We start from the raw sequence: 16,415 nt of genomic DNA, 5'->3' as shown, positions 1-16,415 counted from the left end.
GGACACCCGTCCGTGCTGCACTGGCTGACTACACCATCCTAAACCTTTACGCACAGGAACTGTCATTATGGTGCGCGCACGGTATGCCCTTTTTGTGGGGGTGAATTAACGGATTATCGTTACCGGTAAACCATAAATAAGCGCCGACCGGTCCGCTGCTCGCTCCTCTACGCTCAGGAGCCGACGACGCCAAGACGCGATGGAGGGGCCTTGGGCTTGCGATTCGAGCATCGCGACACCGATGCGGACGCGGGCATCGTCGACCGTGTGTGGCGTACGCGCAGCGGTGCCGCCGACACGATGACGTCGACGGCACGCACGTGCAGCCACCTGATCATTACGCGGACGCAGGGGCGTGTCCTCGCCAGTCTGCGCGGACCGGAGACACGGGCGACGACCGCGCCGGTTCCGCCGGACGCCGAGTTCCTCGGGATCCGACTCACGCTCGGCGCCGTCCTTCGGCCGCATCCCGCGGCCTCGATCGTCGACGGTTACGTGCCCTTCCCGGCGACGGACTCGGGTCGGGTGGTCATCGGCGGCGAGGACTGGGAAGCGCCGACGTACGACAACGTCGAGCAGTTCGTCCGGTGCCTGCGCCACGCAGGGCTGCTGGTGCCGTCGCCTTTGCAGAGTGAACAGCCCGATGGTCACCGGTCAACGCGGACCCTCCAGCGGCAGCACCGCGCGATCACCGGCCTGTCGCGGACCGCCGTGACCCAGATCGACCGTGCGAGTGCCGCGGCCACCATGCTGCGCGACGGTCTCGACTGGTGCGCGGTCGTCGAGGCGCTGGGGTACTTCGACCAGGCTCACCTGGCACATGCGCTGCGGCGCTACGTCGGGCGCACCGCGCGAGGCCCGCGGGCGAGCGACGACGCGACGATGTCGTTCCTGTACAAGACCGGCCTGCGGCCGGGCAGCTAGCCTCCGTCTGCCGTCACCCCGACGGCTGCCCCCGACCGGAATGCGGAGGAGAACCGTGCTTCTCAGTGTCAACGTCTTCGTCAGCCTCGACGGAGTCATGCAGGGGCCGGGAGCTCCCGACGAGGACCGCTCGGGCGGCTTCGACCGTGGCGGCTGGCTCGTCCCCCATGCATCCACGCACACCAACGAGGTCGTCGAGGGCTGGTTCCGTGCGGCCGACGCGTTCCTCTTCGGCCGCACGAGCTACGGCCTGCTCGGCGGGTACTGGCCGAAGGTCACCGAACCCGGCAACCTGATCGCCACCAAACTGAACAGTCTGCCGAAGTACGTCGTCAGCGAGACGCTGACCGACGAGGAGGCCCATTGGAGTCCGACCACGATCTTGCGCACCGGCATCGTCGACGCCGTGCGCCGGCTCAAGGAGCTTCCGGGAGGCGAGCTCCAGGTCCACGGCAGTTGGAGGCTCGTGCAGTCGCTGCACCAGGCCGGACTTGTCGACCTCTACCGGTTGCTGCAGTACCCGGTCGTCGTCGGAACCGGGAAACGCCTGTTCCCGGACGGATCGGCGCCCGCGACGTTCGCGGCCTCTGACCAGAGCGCGCGCGTGCTGCCCGGCGGCGTTGTCTCACTGACCCTGACGCCCACGGCCCTCGGCGTGATCTCCGCGGGCACGTACACCGTGGACGACGGGCGCTCGACGCCAGTCCTGGACTGACGCCGAGCGCCCGACCCCGCCGCCGCGTGGCGCGACGCCGGTCTTTAGCCAGAGTCGGCGACCCTAGTCGGCGGGCCTGCCGAACCAGCGCGACAGGTGGTCGTCCAGGTCCTGCTGGTCGTCGCCGATCCAGGCGACGTGACCGTCGGGGCGCATCAGCAGTGCCGGAACGTCCAGGTCCGCGGTCGGGTCCGCGAGGTGGTCGACCCGGTCCGACCAGGCGCCCACGCTGAGGCGTTCGGTGCGGTCCAGCAGCAGGCCACGGCCCCGGTGCAGGTGGGCGTAGAGGTTGCCGTGCCGCAGCTGGACGTCGCGCAGGCGGCGGCCGAGCAGGTCGGGGCCGTCGCCGATGTCGTAGCGGATCGCGACCCCGGTGATCTTGTCGAGGAGATGGCGGTTCACCTCGTCGAAGTCCATGAGTTCGGTGAGCAGCCGGCGTACGGACCGCGCGCCCGGTTCGCTGGACAGCAGCTCGGTCTGGGCGCGGGTGTTGTCCAGCACGTCCGCGGCGACCGGATGACGTTCGGCGTGATAGCTGTCCAGCAGTGTGTCCGGCGCCCAGCCACGGACCTGCGCGGCCAGCTTCCAGCCGAGGTTGACCGCGTCCTGGACGCCCAGGTTGAGGCCCTGCCCGCCGATGGGAGGGTGGATGTGGGCGGCGTCGCCGGCCAGCAGCACCCGCCCGACCCGATACCGCTCGACCAGCCGGGTGGCGTCGCCGAAGCGGGACATCCAGCGCGGGGAGTGCACGCCGAAATCGGTTCCGGCCACGGCCCGCAGTTGGTGTCTGAAGTCCTCAAGCGTGGGCGGTTGCGCACGGTCGCTGACGCCCGCAGCGGGGACCACGACACTGTAGACGCCGACACCCACGGGACGGACCCAGAATCGGTGCTGGGTCTCGCGGATCGTGGCCACCGCGGCGGCGATCTCCTCGGACGGCACACCCACTTCCATCTCGCCCATCAGCGTGTCGTTTCGCGCGGGCTCGCCGGGGAAACCGACGCCCAGGAGTTTGCGCACCGCGCTGCGCGCGCCGTCACAACCGACGAGGTAGCGCGTCCGCAGCTGTTGCCCGTCGGACAGCTCGACTGTCACACAGTCGTCGTCCTGCGCGAGACCGGTGACCGCCCGGCCGCGCCGGACCTGCACGCCCAGGGCGATCGCGTGTTCTTCGAGCAGACGTTCGATGACCGGCTGCCGGATGCCCAGCAGATAGGCGTACGCGGAGTCCAGCCCGGTGGGTGCGGGTTTGTTGATGGCGGCGAAGAAGCCGGCGGCCGGACGCTTGCGCCCATGGTCGAGCAGCCGGGAAAGCAGGCCGCGCATCGCCATCAGCTCGAGGCTGCGGATGTGCAGGCCGACGATACGGACGGCCGACGGCGGTTCGGTCTCCTTCTCCAGGACGAGGACCCGCACGTCGTGCAGGCGCAGTTCGGCGGCGAGCATGGCACCTGTCGGCCCGCAGCCGACGATGATCACATCGAAGATGCCAGTGGTGGGTTCGGCGGTGACGCAGGAGGGCACAGAAGTGGCCTTTCGGGAGTGCCTTGTGGTGAGAGGCGCTCCCGGCGACGTCTACGTCAGTCGCCCAACCGTGACGGCAGGGGGAGCACCCACATCGAACGAGCGTTCATGGGTCTCACCTCCTCGGGCGGTGTCGCGGTCACCTGCAAGCTACAAGCCGTACCTGACCGCGTCCAGTTCTTTGAACCGCGTCGCCCGCTTGACCCTCGACCCGGTCGAGGCCCGAGCATCGGCGACGTGAACGACCAGCCGACACCCGATCCGACCATGACCCGCATCATCGAGGCGGTGCAGCTCGGCCATACCGGCGCACCCGTCCAGGCCCGTGAGCTGCTCACCGCGCTGTGGGACGAGATCGGCCCCGCCGGTGACGCCCTGCACCGTTGCACCCTGGCCCACCACCTCGCCGACCTGCAGGACACCCTCGATGCGGAGCTGAGGTGGGACGAACGGGCCCTGGCCGCGGTGTCCGCGCTGACCGACGAACGCGTCAAGCGGCACCTGCCCTCGCTCCAGGTGCAGGCGTTCCTGCCGTCGCTGTACCTCAACCTCGCCGACTGCCACCGGCGGCTGGGCAATCCCGGCCCGGCCCGGGAGTACCTGGCCCGAGCCCGCGAACACCTGGCACCGTTACCGGACGACCCGTACGGCGAGAGCATCCGCGCCGCTGTCCGTGACTTCGTGGCGGACGACCCGACCGATCGCCGGCGACGCTAGCCGCCCACCGGCGGTGCGCAGGAAGGCCGCCGAGTGGGTCACTGTTCCCGGCGCAGCATGGCCATCCGGTACGCCTGGGGTGAACGTCCGTAGCGGGCACGAAAGAGCCGGCTGAAGTGGGCCTTGTCGGTGAATCCCCAGCGTGCGGCGATGACGTGGACCGGGTGCCGCAGGTGCAGCGGGTTGCCGAGATCCCGCCGGCACCGCTCCAGACGCTTGGCGCGGATGAGCTCGGCGGCAGTCGTCGCCTCCGCTTCGAACAGGCGGTGCAGCGATCGCAGCGAGATGTGGTGGGCGGCGGCGACGCTCCGCGGGTTGAGCTCGGCGCTGCCCAGATGGCGGTCGATGAAGTCCACGACGCGGGCACGCAACGCGGTGTGCCGGGTCTCCGGCGAGAGGGTGTCCTCGGTGTCGAGGTGCTGAGCGAGGGTGGCGGCGAGCAGGTCCAGCGCCACGCCGCCCAGCATCTCGGCCTGCGCTGCCTCGTACTGCTCCGGATGCGCCGCGATGCTCCGCAGATGGTGGACCAACAGCCCGGCGACGCCGAGGTGCGACGGCACCGGCGTGGCCTGCAGACGGCGCAGCCGATCCTGCGGCAACGGCAGCGCCGAGTAGGGGATCTGCACGGTGATCGTCGTGGCGAGACCGGGGCCGTCCGTATGGTGCCGGGCGATGTACGGGCGCGCGGTGTCCAGCAGGGTGAACTGGCTGGCGGCGACGAGCGTGGTCTCGGTGCGGTCCTGGACCAGGGTGCTGCGACCCGTCAGTGGCAGCGTGAGCTGGTAGATGTCCGCCTCCGCTTGGCGGACCAGCCCCGCGGGCCGGCTGGCGTTCAGCGAGGGGTACCGCAGCGAGGTCAACCTGATGCGGCCGAGGTCGATGGCCTGGGCGTACGCGACGAAGTCGTCCAGCCGTGCGCTGGTGATGTGTACGGGCACCGTCTCCTGGGCGACCAGGGCGTACCAGAACTCGAACCGGTCCGCCGGCGGCAGTATGGTCGTGTCTACCACCAGGTTGGGCAACATGGTGACCGCCTCCCCCCGATCGCGAGGATGGATTCTTGCACGCATCGACCCTTCACGGGGTTGGCCGCCGGGGCCACGATTGTCCGCGGTGACCGGCGCCGACCTGCGCGAGGCGGCCGACGAGATGACGCGGGCGCTGGCGCCGCACCGCGACCGGGACTGGTCGGTGCCCGCGGGCACGCTGACGTGGAGCTGCTGGACCACCGCGGCGCACATTGCGCATGACCTGCTCGCGTACGCCGGTCAGGTCACCGGCCTCGCCCAGGACAGCTACCTGCCGTACGACCTGCGGGTCTCCCCCACCGCGGACCCGGCGCGGGTGCTCCACGTGGCGCGCGCCTGCGCGGAGCTGCTCGCCGTCGCCGTCGACGCCGCCGCACCGGACGCGCGGGCCTGGCACTTCGGCCCCTGCGACCCGGCCGGCTTCGCCGCGATGGGGGTGGCCGAGACGTTGCTGCACACCTACGACATCACCGTCGGCCTCGGTGTGTCGTGGCAGCCGTCGCCGCGACTGTGCGCGCTGGTGCTGCGGCGCCTCTTTCCGGACGCCCCGGCCGGCGTCGCGCCCGACGTGCTGCTGTGGCTGACCGGTCGCGGTGAGCTGCCCGGGCACGCGCGGCGCACGTCCTGGGTCTGGCGCGCGGCGCTGGACTGATCCGTTCTCAGCCCCGACGGCGCCAGCGCAGCCACCAGCTCCGGCGGGCCCGGCGGGGCGGCGCGGTGGCCGGGTCGGTGGCGGCCACCGGGTCGGTGCCGGTGGCCGTTGCCTTGGGTCGGGCGCGCTCGGCACGCCAGCGACGCACGACCTCGTCGGCGTTCACCGGCCGCACGGCCACCCGGGGCCCTTCGGGGTTGCGCAGCCAGGCGACGATCTGCGTGTTGAGCTGCCCCACGAAGTCCCGCACGGACTGCTCGGTGGGCAGGCCACGGACCTCGTCGGGGACCTGCTCGATGCGCCGACGCAGTTGCAGCGGGGTGGGCAGCAGCAGGTCGCTGGGCAGCTTCTCGCGCTCCAGGAAACTCTTGATCCACCACGACTCGTCGTACGCGGTTCCGCGCCCGGGGATCGGCTTGCCCATGCCGGGCAGGTTGTCGAACTCGCCGCGTTGCACGGCTCCCCGGATCTGCGCCTCCACGGCCGCGTCCCACGCCTCGGTCACCCTGCGGCACCTCCCCTGGCCACCGTAACGCGCCGCCTCCGGCCGGCGACACACGTCCACAGGTCAGCGCGTTCACGCGGGTGGTCATTCCCGGGAGGCGGTTTGCGCCCGCGTGACCGGTTCGCAGGCCACCATCGGTCGGGTGGTCCTGGGCCGCGCTCGTCGGTCGGTCTAGGTTCTGCTTCAGGCGACGGCGAACGGGGGCAACGTCATGATCGGCACTGGTGCGCTGGTGGGTATCGCCCTGGTGGCGCTGGGGCTGGTGCTCACGCCCGGCCCGAACATGGTCTACCTGGTCTCCCGCTCGGTCGCGCAGGGCCGCCGCGCCGGGCTGATCTCGCTGCTCGGGGTGGCGGCCGGGTTCGGCGTCTACCTGGCCACCGCGGTCGCCGGCCTGGCCGCCGTGTTCGTCCTGGTCCCGACGCTGTACGCGGTGGTGAAGCTGGCCGGCGCCGGCTACCTGCTGTGGCTGGCGTGGCGCACGCTGCGCCCGGGCGGCGGGTCGCCGTTCACGCCCGCGCCGCTGCCACCGGACCCGCCGCGACGGCTGTTCACCATGGGCCTGGTCACCAACCTGCTCAACCCGAAGATCGCCATCCTGTACGTGTCGCTGCTGCCCCAGTTCGTCGACCCGGCGCGGGGGCACCTGGCCGCGCAGAGCCTCCTGCTGGGCCTGACCCAGATCACGGTCGCGCTGAGCGTCAACGCGCTGATCGTGCTCAGCGCCGGTACCCTCGCCGGGTTCTTCGCCCGCCGGCCGATGTGGCTGCGGGTGCAGCGCTGGGTGACCGGCACGGCCCTGGCCGCGCTGGCCGTGCGCATCGCCACCGACCGTTCCCGCGCCGCGGTCGCCACACCCTGATCCGGCGGTCACCGCCCCCGGTGGCGGCGCAGCATCCCGGCGGCCAGCGGCGCTGCGTCCAGGTCACCGGCGGCGAGCCGGGCGGCGAGGGTACGGCGTACCAGCCGGTCGGCAAGCGCGGGCGCGTGCCGGCCGACGGCCATCTCCAGCCGCCCGCGTCGGGTGGTCGCCACGTCCCGGGGCGCCCGCCGGGCGGTGGCGGCGCGCAGGATCGCCGCGACGACACCCTCGACGGGCTCCGGGCGGGACACTCCCCGCAGGGACAGCCCGGCCTCGGCGGTGCTGTCGTGGATCGGTGAGGCCACCATGCTCGGGTAGACCACGCTCACCCCGACATGGGTGCCCACCTCGTGGCGCAGCGCGTCGGCGTACGCGACGAGGGCCCGTTTGCTGACCCCGTACGCGGCGGCGAGCGGCAGCGGCAGCACCGCCATCCGGCTGGCCACGAAGATCACCCGGCCGCGGGCGGCGAGCAGCGGGGGCAGCGCGGCGGCGGTGGTGCGCCACGCGGCGAGCAGGTTGACCTCCAACTGCTGGCGGACCACCTCGTCGGGGGGCAGCTCGGCCGGGGCGGGGCCACCGACCCCGGCGTTGTTGATCAGCAGGTCGAGCCCGCCGAGCCGTTCGACGGCCGCGTGCACCGCGGCGGGGACGGCGGCCGGGTCGGTCAGGTCGCAGCCGAGCACCGGCAGGTCGTCGTCGCCTCCCGCGCGCAGGTCGAGCCCGACCACCCGGGCGCCGGCGGCGGTCAGCGCGGCGCCGAGGTGCCGGCCGAAGGTGCCGCTCGCGCCGGTGACGAGGACTCGCCGGCCGCTCAGGCCCGTCACCGGCCCGCTCCGGCCGGGCGGGCGCGGCGGGCGCCGGAGGCAAGTTCCCGGGTCAGCTCGGCCAGGTAGGCGTCGAAGTCCACCCGCATCGCCGGGCGGCGTTGGCCCCAGCGGGCCGTCGCCGCCCGCAGCTCGGCCCGGCTGAAGGCCCGCTGCCGCTCCGGCTCCGGCAGCACGTACCGGCCGGCGAGGTGCGCGGCGATCAGCTTGGCCTGCGCCTCGACCAGGGGGAACGCGGACCCGGTGGACTGCATCAGCCCGACGAACATCAGCCCGGGGGCGTCCGGGTGGAACACGTGCCGGTACAGCGCCAGGGTGTCGGCGCCGCCGCCGAGCAGCTCGGGGTCGAGGAACCCGATCTCCACCCGGTAGCCGGTACACCAGACGATCAGGTCGACCTCGTCGGTACGGCCGTCGGTGAACTCGACCCGGTCGCCGTGCAGGGCGGCGACGCCGGGGCGGGCTTCGACGTCGCCGTGGGTCAGCCGGGACAGCAGCCCGTCGGAGAGCGTCGGGTGGTCCTGCAGGAAGCCGTGCGTGGGCGCGGGGAGCCCGTAGCGGGCGGGGCTGCCGACGGTGGCGGTGAGCATCGTCTGGCTGATGCGCTGGCGCAGTCGCCACGGCAGCCGGCGGGCCAGCGCGCCGTTGAGGGTGTCCGACGGGCGGCCCAGCAGGTACTTGGGCACCACCCAGACGCCCCGGCGCAGCGACAGCAGGGTCCGCTCGGCGGCGTACGAGGCGTCCACCGCGATGTCCATCGCCGAGTTGCCGCCCCCGACGACCAGGACGCGTTTCCCGGTCAACTGCTCGGGGCCCCGGTAGTCGTGGCTGTGCAGCTGCTCGGCCGTGCTGGCGCCGGGGTACGGCGGGTCGGGCAGCCGGGGCACCCGGTTGTGGCCGTTGGCGACGACCACGGCCTCGACGGTGACCTCGACCGGCCCGTCCGGCCCGCTGGCGGCGACCGTCCACGTGCCGTCGGGTTGCCGGGTGACCCGCTCGACGGTGTGCCGCAGGCGGATGGCGTCGTGCAGCCCGAACCGGTCGGCGTAGTCGGCCAGGTAGCCGGCGACCCGCGTGTGGTCCGGGTAGTCGGGCCAGTCGGCGGGCATCGGGTGGTCGGCGAACTCGGTGCGGCCGCGGCTGGTGTTCAGGTGCAGCGTGCGGTACGCGGGCGAGTCGGGCGCCCCGTACACCCAGAGGCCGCCGACCTGGTCGGTGGCCTCGAAGCAGACCACCGCGACTGCCGCGTCGCGCAGTGCCTTGACGGCGGCGAGCCCGGCCGCGCCGGCGCCGATCACCGCAACCCTGGGTGGTGCCTGCATCGCTGCCCCCAATTAATCCAACGTCCGATGGATAATCGTCGGGTAGCGGCGGCCCGTCAAGGGCCCGGCGGTCCGTAGAGCCCGTCCAGGAGGCGGTGCACGAACGCTCGGAACTCGCGCCGTTCCCGCGCGCCCGGCGTTCCCGCGGCGAGCGCCACGACGTGCCCGTGCGTCGCCCAGACCAGGCTGCGTACGGTGATGTGCGGGGTCGGCTCGGTCAGCGCGCCGGCGGCCGCCGCGGCGGTCAGCAGCTCGGCCACCAGCCGGTACAGCGGCTCGGCGTAGCGCTCGTCCAGCTCGGCGTGCCGCTGCGGCTCCAACCAGCGCCGCAGCCACAGCGCGGTGGTCTCCGGGTGGTCCTCGAGGAAGTCCACGAACGCGTCCACCAGGTCGTGCAGCGCCCGCCGCGCCGCGCCCGGCCCGGAGTCCAGGGCCGCGCGGGCCCGCGCGGCGGCCTCGGTGAGGACCTCCCGCTCGACGGCGAACACCCGCGCGAAGCAGGCCTCGTAGAGCGCCGCCTTCGGCCCCGTGTGGTGGGCGACCGTCGCGACGTCCACCCCGGCGGCCGCCGCGACCTCCCGCAGCCCGACGGCGTCGAAGCCGCGCTCGGCGAACAGCGCGGTGGCGGCGGTGAGCACCACCTCGCGGGTCGGTCGGGTCTCGTCGCGCCGGGGCCGACCCGGACGGCGTCGGGGCATGGTCATGGCCGCCATTCTGCCCCTACAATCCGGCAACTGTTGGATTGCGGAGAGGATGCGGCGATGACGGGGCTCGACCGGCGGCCCGCGGCCGCCACCGACGCGACACTGCCCCGTGGCCCCCTGGCCGGCTTCGCGGCCGGCTCGCTCGGCATGGGCATCTGGGTGACCGTGCCCGGCCTGCTGCTGCTCTACTTCCTCACCGACGTGCTGGCCGTCGGGCCGTGGCTGGCCGGCCTCGCGCTGCTGCTGCCCAAGATCGCCGACGTGCTGCTGCACCCCTGGGTGGGGCACCGCGCCGACGTCGCGCAGGCCCGCCGGGGCGACCGGCGACGGCTGCTGCTGCTCGGCTGCGCCCTGCCGGTCGCGTTCGCCGCGCTCTTCGCCGTGCCCGGCGGCCTGACCGGCGCTGCGGCCGCCGCGTGGGTGGCGGTGTTCTTCGTCGCCGGCAACCTGCTCTTCGCCGCCTACCAGGTCCCCTACCTGGCCACCCCGGCCGACCTGCGCATCGGCTACGACGAACGCACCCGGCTGATGGCGTTCCGGATGGTCGTGCTGACCCTCGGCATCCTGGCCTCCGGGCTGCTGGCCCCGCTGCTGACCGGCGGGGACACCGCGACCCGGGGTGGCTACCAGCGCATGGGCGTGGTCCTGGCCGTCGGGATGCTGGCCGCCATGCTCGTCGGAGTGGCCGGCATCGCCCGGTTGCGCGGCGCTGCCGCGAGCACCACGACGGCGGGACACGGCGGGTGGCGGGCGTTGCGCACCGCCCTGCGCGACACGCAGTTCCGCTGGCTCGTCGCCGCGTACCTGGCCATGTCCACGACCACCCACCTGGTCCTGGCCGGGGTGCCCTACTACGCCGAGTACGAGCTGCGCGCCCCCGGCCTGACCACGGTGCTGGTGGCCGCGTTCGTCGCCCCGGCGCTGCTGGTCACCCCCGGCTGGCTGCTGCTGGCCCGCCGGGTCGGCAAGCAGCGGGCGCTGCTCGGCGCGCAGGGCGCGTTCGCGGCCGGGTCGCTGGTGCTGGCGGTGGGTCGCCCGGCGGGCCTGCCGGTGCTGGTGGCCGCGGTGGCGGTGCTCGGGGTGGCGTTCGCCGGCATGCAGTTGCTGCCGTTCTCGATGCTGCCCGACGTGATCCGCGCCGCTGCGGCTGACACCGGCGCCGGTGCGGCGACGGGCGCGGGCACCTACACCGGGGTGTGGACGGCCACCGAGGCCACCGGCGCGGCCCTCGGCCCCTACGCGTACGCGCTGTGCCTGGGCGTTGGTGGTTTCGTGGCGTCCACGGCGGGCGAGTCGCCGGTGCAGCCGGACGCGGCGCTCGTGGCGGTCCGCTACGGCTTCGGGCTGCTGCCCGCGGCGGCGATGCTCGCCGCCCTGCTGCTGCAACGCCGCTACACCCTGGACACGACCGCCCGGGCCGCGAGCTGAGCGGCCGGCACTAGACTTCGCGCTCGATGGACGCCCCGCTCACCCCCACCGAAACCCGCCCGTGCGCCCACTGTGGACGACCGGTGCCGCAGCGTGTCGGCGCGGGCCGGCCCTTTCGGTACTGCCGCGACAACGACGGCGCCTGCCAGCGCGCCTCGCGCAACAGCCGCATGCGCCACCGCAACGCGCCCGGCCTGCCCGGTCAGGTGGCCCGCACCTGGGAGGCGGTGGACCGTCTCGACCAGATCGTCGAGACGTTGACCGAGGCGTTGCACGCCGAACTGTCCCCCGGTGGCGTGCAGCGCCAGCTCGCGCAGGCCCGCGCGGAGGCCGCCACCGAGATCGCGGCGGCGCAGACCGAACGCGACGAGGCCCGTGACGACGCCGAGGCGGCGGCGGCCGACGCGGCACGCGCCCGCGAGCAGGCCCGCACGGCACGCGCCGAGGCCGACGACGCCCGCCAGCGCGCCGAGCAGGCGGCGACCCAGGCCACCGCGGCCGACGAGCGGGCGCAACACGCCGAGGCCGCCCGCGATCAGGCGCGGCACGACGTCAGCGCCGCCGAGGCGCTGCGTGCCCAGGCCGAACGGGACCGGGACCAGGCCCGCGCCGAGGTGCGTGACCTGCGGGCCGAGCGCGACACCGAGCGCCAGCGCGCGGCCGACCTGACCGTCGAGCGGGACACGGCGCGCACCGACGCCGAGCGGGCCACCCGGGCCGCCGCCGAGGCGACCGAGCGGGCCGGACGGTGGCAGGCCGAGGTGCAGGACGTGCGCCGCCAGATCGACCAGGCCCGCGCCGACGCCGCGCGGACCCGCACCGAGGCCGCCGACGCGGCCCGGGCCCGGGAACAGGCCGAACGGGCCCGCGACCGCGCCCAGGCCGTTGCCGCGGAGGCCGACGACGCCCGCCAGGAGGCCGCCGAGCTGGCCGCCCGGCTGCGCGCCGAGCTGACCGCTACGGCCGCGCAGCGCGACGCCCTCGCCGCCGACCTGAGCGCCGCGCGGCAGGCCGCGGCCACCGCCGAGGGTCGGCTCACCGCCCTGACGGTACGGCTCGACGCCGCCGAGGCCGACCGTGACGTGGCGCAGCGGCGGGTGGCGCAGCTCGGCGACCAGGTCAGCGACCTGGCGTTGGCGCTGGCCCGCCTGGGCGCCGCCACCCCCGGCGGTGCGGGCGCTTCCGACCCGGGTGCCCCGCCGGCGCAACCTTGACCGCGTCCGGGCGGTTAACATCCCCGGTGGCGGTCCCGACAGGCCGCCGCCGTGGCGTCACCGTCTGAGCCGGCTACCCTTGGGTCCGGCTCACCCGTGGACGCCTCACGCCCTCGGGCGGGAATGGGGCGACGGGAAGACACCGTTACACCCAGAAGACCAGCACCACGAACGAGGGGAAGTCGATCATGGGCGAGCGTATGCTGCGCGGAAGCCGCCTGGGCGCGGTCAGCTACGAATCCGACCGCAACACGGAGCTCGCGCCGCGTCAGACCCGCGAGTACCTCTGTGCCAAGGGCCACCAGTTCGAGGTGCCGTTCGCCGTCGACGCCGAGGTCCCGACGACCTGGGAATGCAAGTTCGACGGCAGCGTCGCCCGACTCGTCGACGGCAGCGAGCCGGAGCAGAAGAAGGCCAAGCCGCCGCGTACCCACTGGGACATGCTGCTGGAACGGCGCTCGATCGCCGAGCTCGAGGACATCCTCGCCGAACGCCTCCAGGAGGTTCGGACCCGCCGCGGCCGCGCCTGAGCCGCACCCGCACGACACGACGCCCCCGGGTTCTCCCGGGGGCGTCGTCGTGTGTGCCTAAGTTCAGTTGCGGCCCGGCTCGACGATCTCACCCTCGATGGCCCGGCCGCCGTCGACGACCACCGGCCGCTCCGGCTCCGGACGCGGTGTCGGCTGGGGCGCACCCTGGCGCACCCGCACCGTACGCGGCCCGAACAGGTCACCGGCGACCATCGACGACACCCGCCGCTCGGCGGTGCGTTGCACCCCGGCGCGGGCCAGGCGACGCACCGGCGGCACCATCAGCAACAACCCGACCAGACCGCTGACCAGACCGGGCGCCGCCAGCAGCAGCGCGCCGGCCAACCCGACGAGCCCGTCGGTCACCTGCCGTCCCGGCGGCTGCCCGGCCTGCGCGGCGGTGCGGAACCCGCGCCAGGCGCGCATCCCCTCGCGGCGCAGCAGCACCAGCCCCAGCAGCGACGCGGCGAACACCAGCAGCACCGCCGCGCCGAACCCCACCGCCCGCCCCACCAGGACGAACACCGTCAACTCCAGCACCACCGCCAGCAGCAGGGCGACCGGCACGAACCTCAGTCCTCGGCGCATCTCACCTCATCGCCATCCCGCGGCACACCGACACGTACCGCACATCCAGCATGACACGGCCGCGCTCACGGCCACCGCACCTGACCCGTGGGGGTGCCGTGCAGACCCCGGCGTACGGCCTGGCGCCGGTCCTGCACACCCCAGCGGGTGATCCGCCACAGCGCCTCGGCGACGATGCGCGGGCTCATCTTGCTGTCGCCGCGTTCCCGCTCGGCGAACGTGATCGGCACCTCCACGATCCGCACCCCGGCCCGGTGGGCGAGCCGCGACAGCTCCACCTGGAACGAGTAGCCCTGCGAGCACACCGACTCCAGGTCGATGGCGTCCAGGGCACTGATCCGGTACACCCGGTAGCCGCCGGTGGCGTCCGAGACGGGCATGCCCAGCGCGAGACGGGCGTACAGGTTGCCGCAGCGTGACAGCAGCAGCCGCCGCAGCGGCCAGTTCACCACCTGCGCGCCGCTGGTCCACCGCGACCCGATCACCACGTCGGCGTCGCGGGCGGCGTCCAGCAGCGCCGGCAGGTCCTCCGGGGCGTGTGAGCCGTCGGCGTCCATCTCCACCACCGCGTGGTAGCCGCGCTCGCGCGCCCACCCGAACCCGGCCAGGTACGCCGCGCCCAGGCCCTGCTTGCCCTCGCGGTGCAGCACCTGCACGTGCGGGTCGCCGTCGGCGATCGCGTCGGCGATCGCGCCGGTGCCGTCGGGGCTGTTGTCGTCGGCGATGAGGATCTGCACGGCGGGGGCGGCCCGGCGGACCCGCCCCACGATCGCCGCGACGTTGTCCGCCTCGTTGTAGGTGGGGATCACCACGAGCACCCGGCCCACGCCGGGCACCTCGTCCGGACGCCGGATCGTATCGGTCGCCTGGATCACGGTTCCTCCGCTCCCGCCGGCGTACCGGCTGTTGCTATCCGGGCACGACCCGCTGCCGTCGGCGCAGCACGCCCGCGCCGGCCAGGGCGGCCACGGCCAGCCCGGCGAGGGCCAGCTCCGGCCACCAGCCGAGGCGGGTGGCGAGGGTACGCCCGCTGTCGAGCCGTAGCTGCCGCACCACGACCTCCCGGGTGTTGAACCCGGTGGCGTCGCTTACCCGCCCATCGGGGGCGACGAACCCGGACACCCCGACCGTGGAGGCCATCAACGCCGGCCGGCCGTGCTCCACCGCCCGCAGTCGCACCATGGCCAGCTGCTGGCGGGCCTCGGCCTCGTCGAAGGTGGCGTTGTTGGTCTGCACCACCAGCAGCTGCGCGCCGCCGGTGACGGTGTCGCGGACCACCTCGTCGTACGCGACCTCGAAGCAGATGACGTCGCCGAGCACGGCCGGGCCGGCGCGTACCACGCCCGGGGTGCTGCCCGGTACGAAGTCGTTGCGGATCAGGTCCACCTTGTCGCTGACCTGGCGGGCGATCTCGCGCAGCGGCACGTACTCGGCGAACGGCACCGGGTGGCGTTTGGTGTAGAGCTGGGACATGTCCGCGCCGGTGTCGGGCCGCCACAGGATGCCCGCGTTGCGGACCTGCCCCGGGCCCGGGCCGAGCAGCACCGCGCCGACCAGGATGGGCGCGCGGATCGCGTCCGCGGCCTGGGAGATGCGGGCCCCGGCGGTGGGGTTGCGCAGCGGGTCGATGTCGCTGGAGTTCTCCGGCCACACCACCAGGTCGGGTTGCCGCTGCGCACCGGAGGCGACCCGCGTGGCCAGCTCCAGGGTGGCGTCGACGTGGTTGTTGAGCACCGCCTGGCGTTGGGCGTTGAAGTCCAGCCCGAGGCGCGGCACGTTGCCCTGCACGATCGCGACGGTGACGGGCGTGCCCGACCCGGTGGCGGCCAGTGGCACCAGCAGACCCGCCCCGGCCAGCGCGAGGGCGGCGACGGCCGGCACGGCCACCGGCGTCCACCGCCGCGTGCCGCCGGGCCGGGTGGCCGGTTCGGTGTCGCCGGGGCCGCTGGTGGTGTCGGTGCCGCCGGGGGCGCGGGTCGGGTCGGTGTCGGTGCCGCCGGGGGTGCCAGTCGGGTCGGTGTCGCCGGGGACGCCGGTGGGGTCGGTGCCGCCGGGGCTGGTGGGGCGCAGGGTGGTCCAGGTGCGCCAGCCGGCGGTGACCAGCAGCCCGCCGACGACCGCCACGGCGAAGGTGACCAGCGGCGCTCCGCCGAGGGCGGCCAGGCGCAGCAGCGGCGAGTCGTCCTGGGTGAACGCGAGACGCCCCCACGGGAACCCGCCGAACGGCGTACGGTCGCGCAGCGCCTCCTGCCCCACCCACAGCAGCCCGGTCACCGCCGGCCACGCCCAGCGGCCACGGTCGGCCAGCGGTGACACCCAGGCGGTGGCGACGCCGAGCAGCGCCAGGTAGCCGGCCTGCAGCAGCGACAGCAGCACCCACGGCAGGTAGCCGGTGTGCAGGTTCGTCCAGGCCAGCAGCGGCGCGAACAGCGCCACCCCGGTGAGGAAGCCCACGCCGGCCCCGGCGCGCAACCGCCGCCGGTGCGCGGCGGCGGCCAGCAGGGCCACGCCGACCGGCGCGAGGGGCCACACCCCGTACGGCGGGAAGGCCAGCAGCAGGGCCAGCCCGGCGGCGACCGCCATCGGCGCGGCGACACGCAGCGGCAGCGGCCGACGCACGGCGACCGACGCGCTGATCACCGTGGGGGCCTGGCTCTCGTCGCGGTCCAGGGTCGTCACCGCTGCTTCACCTCGATCACCCGGCGAAGGCTACCCGTCCGCCGCCCCCGCCGACCGCATAGCCCCGCACCGGGGGCCCCGCTCCGCGATCGTGCACTTTCGGCCCCGACACAAGGGGCATTCCCGCCCACAACGACGACAGCAACTGCAAGATCGGCGCGGGGATGGGTGGGGGTGCGGGGGGTGGGGATGAAAT

Annotated in this window: 17 protein-coding genes; 8 read left to right on the top strand and 9 right to left on the bottom strand. The window is 74.0% G+C overall.

Annotated features, from left to right (window positions below; genetic code table 11):
- Positions 1–216: 216 nt before the first annotated feature.
- Together AB0B39_RS24460 and AB0B39_RS24455 are read left to right on the top strand one after the other, a co-directional pair.
- Positions 217–924, top strand: coding sequence for an AraC family transcriptional regulator (locus AB0B39_RS24460; protein WP_357575485.1), 708 nt, complete (start codon positions 217–219; stop codon positions 922–924).
- A 55-nt stretch (positions 925–979) separates the two neighbouring features.
- On the top strand, positions 980–1,639 hold the full coding sequence (locus AB0B39_RS24455) for a dihydrofolate reductase family protein (RefSeq protein ID WP_357575484.1): 660 nt from the start codon (positions 980–982) through the stop codon (positions 1,637–1,639).
- A 63-nt stretch (positions 1,640–1,702) separates the two neighbouring features.
- Here AB0B39_RS24455 and rox read toward each other — a convergent pair whose 3' ends face one another.
- Positions 1,703–3,127 (bottom strand): rifampin monooxygenase, encoded by a 1,425-nt coding sequence (gene rox, locus AB0B39_RS24450; RefSeq protein ID WP_357575502.1) that lies wholly within the window; start codon positions 3,125–3,127, stop codon positions 1,703–1,705.
- 303 nt (positions 3,128–3,430) lie between these two features.
- Here rox and AB0B39_RS24445 point away from each other — a divergent pair, with 303 nt between their 5' ends.
- A complete protein-coding gene (locus AB0B39_RS24445) occupies positions 3,431–3,880 on the top strand; it encodes a hypothetical protein (RefSeq protein ID WP_357490622.1) in 450 nt (149 codons plus the stop codon).
- A gap of 38 nt (positions 3,881–3,918) precedes the next feature.
- Here AB0B39_RS24445 and AB0B39_RS24440 read toward each other — a convergent pair whose 3' ends face one another.
- Entirely contained in the window at positions 3,919–4,905 is a 987-nt protein-coding gene (locus tag AB0B39_RS24440; protein ID WP_357575483.1) for a helix-turn-helix domain-containing protein, read from the bottom strand.
- An 88-nt stretch (positions 4,906–4,993) separates the two neighbouring features.
- Between AB0B39_RS24440 and AB0B39_RS24435 the strand changes: the two genes are divergently transcribed.
- Positions 4,994–5,560: a maleylpyruvate isomerase N-terminal domain-containing protein gene (locus tag AB0B39_RS24435; protein WP_357575482.1), complete on the top strand. Its 567-nt coding sequence runs from the start codon at positions 4,994–4,996 to the stop codon at positions 5,558–5,560.
- 7 nt (positions 5,561–5,567) lie between these two features.
- On the opposite strand, the gene AB0B39_RS24430 is transcribed toward AB0B39_RS24435, so the two are convergent.
- Positions 5,568–6,065: a DUF1992 domain-containing protein gene (locus tag AB0B39_RS24430; RefSeq protein WP_357575481.1), complete on the bottom strand. Its 498-nt coding sequence runs from the start codon at positions 6,063–6,065 to the stop codon at positions 5,568–5,570.
- A gap of 211 nt (positions 6,066–6,276) precedes the next feature.
- On the opposite strand from AB0B39_RS24430, the gene AB0B39_RS24425 reads away from it, so the two are divergent.
- The gene (locus AB0B39_RS24425; protein ID WP_357575480.1) at positions 6,277–6,927 is read left to right on the top strand and encodes a LysE family translocator; all 651 of its coding nucleotides are present in this window, start codon (positions 6,277–6,279) and stop codon (positions 6,925–6,927) included.
- An 8-nt stretch (positions 6,928–6,935) separates the two neighbouring features.
- On the opposite strand, the gene AB0B39_RS24420 is transcribed toward AB0B39_RS24425, so the two are convergent.
- Genes AB0B39_RS24420 through AB0B39_RS24410 form a run of 3 tightly spaced genes read right to left on the bottom strand, consistent with a single transcriptional unit; the run spans position 6,936 to position 9,780 of the window.
- Positions 6,936–7,754 carry an SDR family oxidoreductase gene (locus AB0B39_RS24420; RefSeq protein WP_234590396.1) on the bottom strand — a complete coding sequence of 273 codons (819 nt, stop codon included), beginning with the start codon at positions 7,752–7,754 and terminating at the stop codon, positions 6,936–6,938.
- Positions 7,751–9,076: an NAD(P)-binding domain-containing protein gene (locus AB0B39_RS24415; protein ID WP_357575479.1), complete on the bottom strand. Its 1,326-nt coding sequence runs from the start codon at positions 9,074–9,076 to the stop codon at positions 7,751–7,753. Before AB0B39_RS24415 ends, AB0B39_RS24420 begins: the two co-directional genes overlap by 4 nt.
- Before the next feature lie 56 nt (positions 9,077–9,132).
- Positions 9,133–9,780 carry a TetR/AcrR family transcriptional regulator gene (locus AB0B39_RS24410; RefSeq protein ID WP_357575478.1) on the bottom strand — a complete coding sequence of 216 codons (648 nt, stop codon included), beginning with the start codon at positions 9,778–9,780 and terminating at the stop codon, positions 9,133–9,135.
- A gap of 57 nt (positions 9,781–9,837) precedes the next feature.
- Here AB0B39_RS24410 and AB0B39_RS24405 point away from each other — a divergent pair, with 57 nt between their 5' ends.
- The 3 genes from AB0B39_RS24405 (at position 9,838) to AB0B39_RS24395 (ending at position 12,952) form a co-directional block, all read left to right on the top strand.
- Positions 9,838–11,208 carry an MFS transporter gene (locus tag AB0B39_RS24405; protein WP_357490357.1) on the top strand — a complete coding sequence of 457 codons (1,371 nt, stop codon included), beginning with the start codon at positions 9,838–9,840 and terminating at the stop codon, positions 11,206–11,208.
- Between the two features lie 26 nt (positions 11,209–11,234).
- Complete coding sequence (locus AB0B39_RS24400; protein ID WP_357490355.1) at positions 11,235–12,422, top strand: hypothetical protein; 1,188 nt, start codon at positions 11,235–11,237, stop codon at positions 12,420–12,422.
- A 188-nt stretch (positions 12,423–12,610) separates the two neighbouring features.
- A complete protein-coding gene (locus AB0B39_RS24395; RefSeq protein WP_046564157.1) occupies positions 12,611–12,952 on the top strand; it encodes an RNA polymerase-binding protein RbpA in 342 nt (113 codons plus the stop codon).
- Between the two features lie 63 nt (positions 12,953–13,015).
- Here AB0B39_RS24395 and AB0B39_RS24390 read toward each other — a convergent pair whose 3' ends face one another.
- From AB0B39_RS24390 to lnt, 3 genes are all read right to left on the bottom strand, one after another.
- Entirely contained in the window at positions 13,016–13,540 is a 525-nt protein-coding gene (locus AB0B39_RS24390) for an FxsA family protein (RefSeq protein ID WP_234591582.1), read from the bottom strand.
- A 65-nt stretch (positions 13,541–13,605) separates the two neighbouring features.
- Entirely contained in the window at positions 13,606–14,415 is an 810-nt protein-coding gene (locus tag AB0B39_RS24385) for a polyprenol monophosphomannose synthase (protein ID WP_357490353.1), read from the bottom strand.
- A 34-nt stretch (positions 14,416–14,449) separates the two neighbouring features.
- Entirely contained in the window at positions 14,450–16,219 is a 1,770-nt protein-coding gene (gene lnt / locus AB0B39_RS24380) for an apolipoprotein N-acyltransferase (RefSeq protein ID WP_357575477.1), read from the bottom strand.
- Positions 16,220–16,415: the final 196 nt, after the last annotated feature.

Origin of the sequence: Micromonospora sp. NPDC049114, from assembly GCF_040648635.1 — a bacterium.
GTDB lineage: Bacteria > Actinomycetota > Actinomycetes > Mycobacteriales > Micromonosporaceae > Micromonospora.
This window is presented reverse-complemented; position numbering and strand designations above follow the sequence as displayed.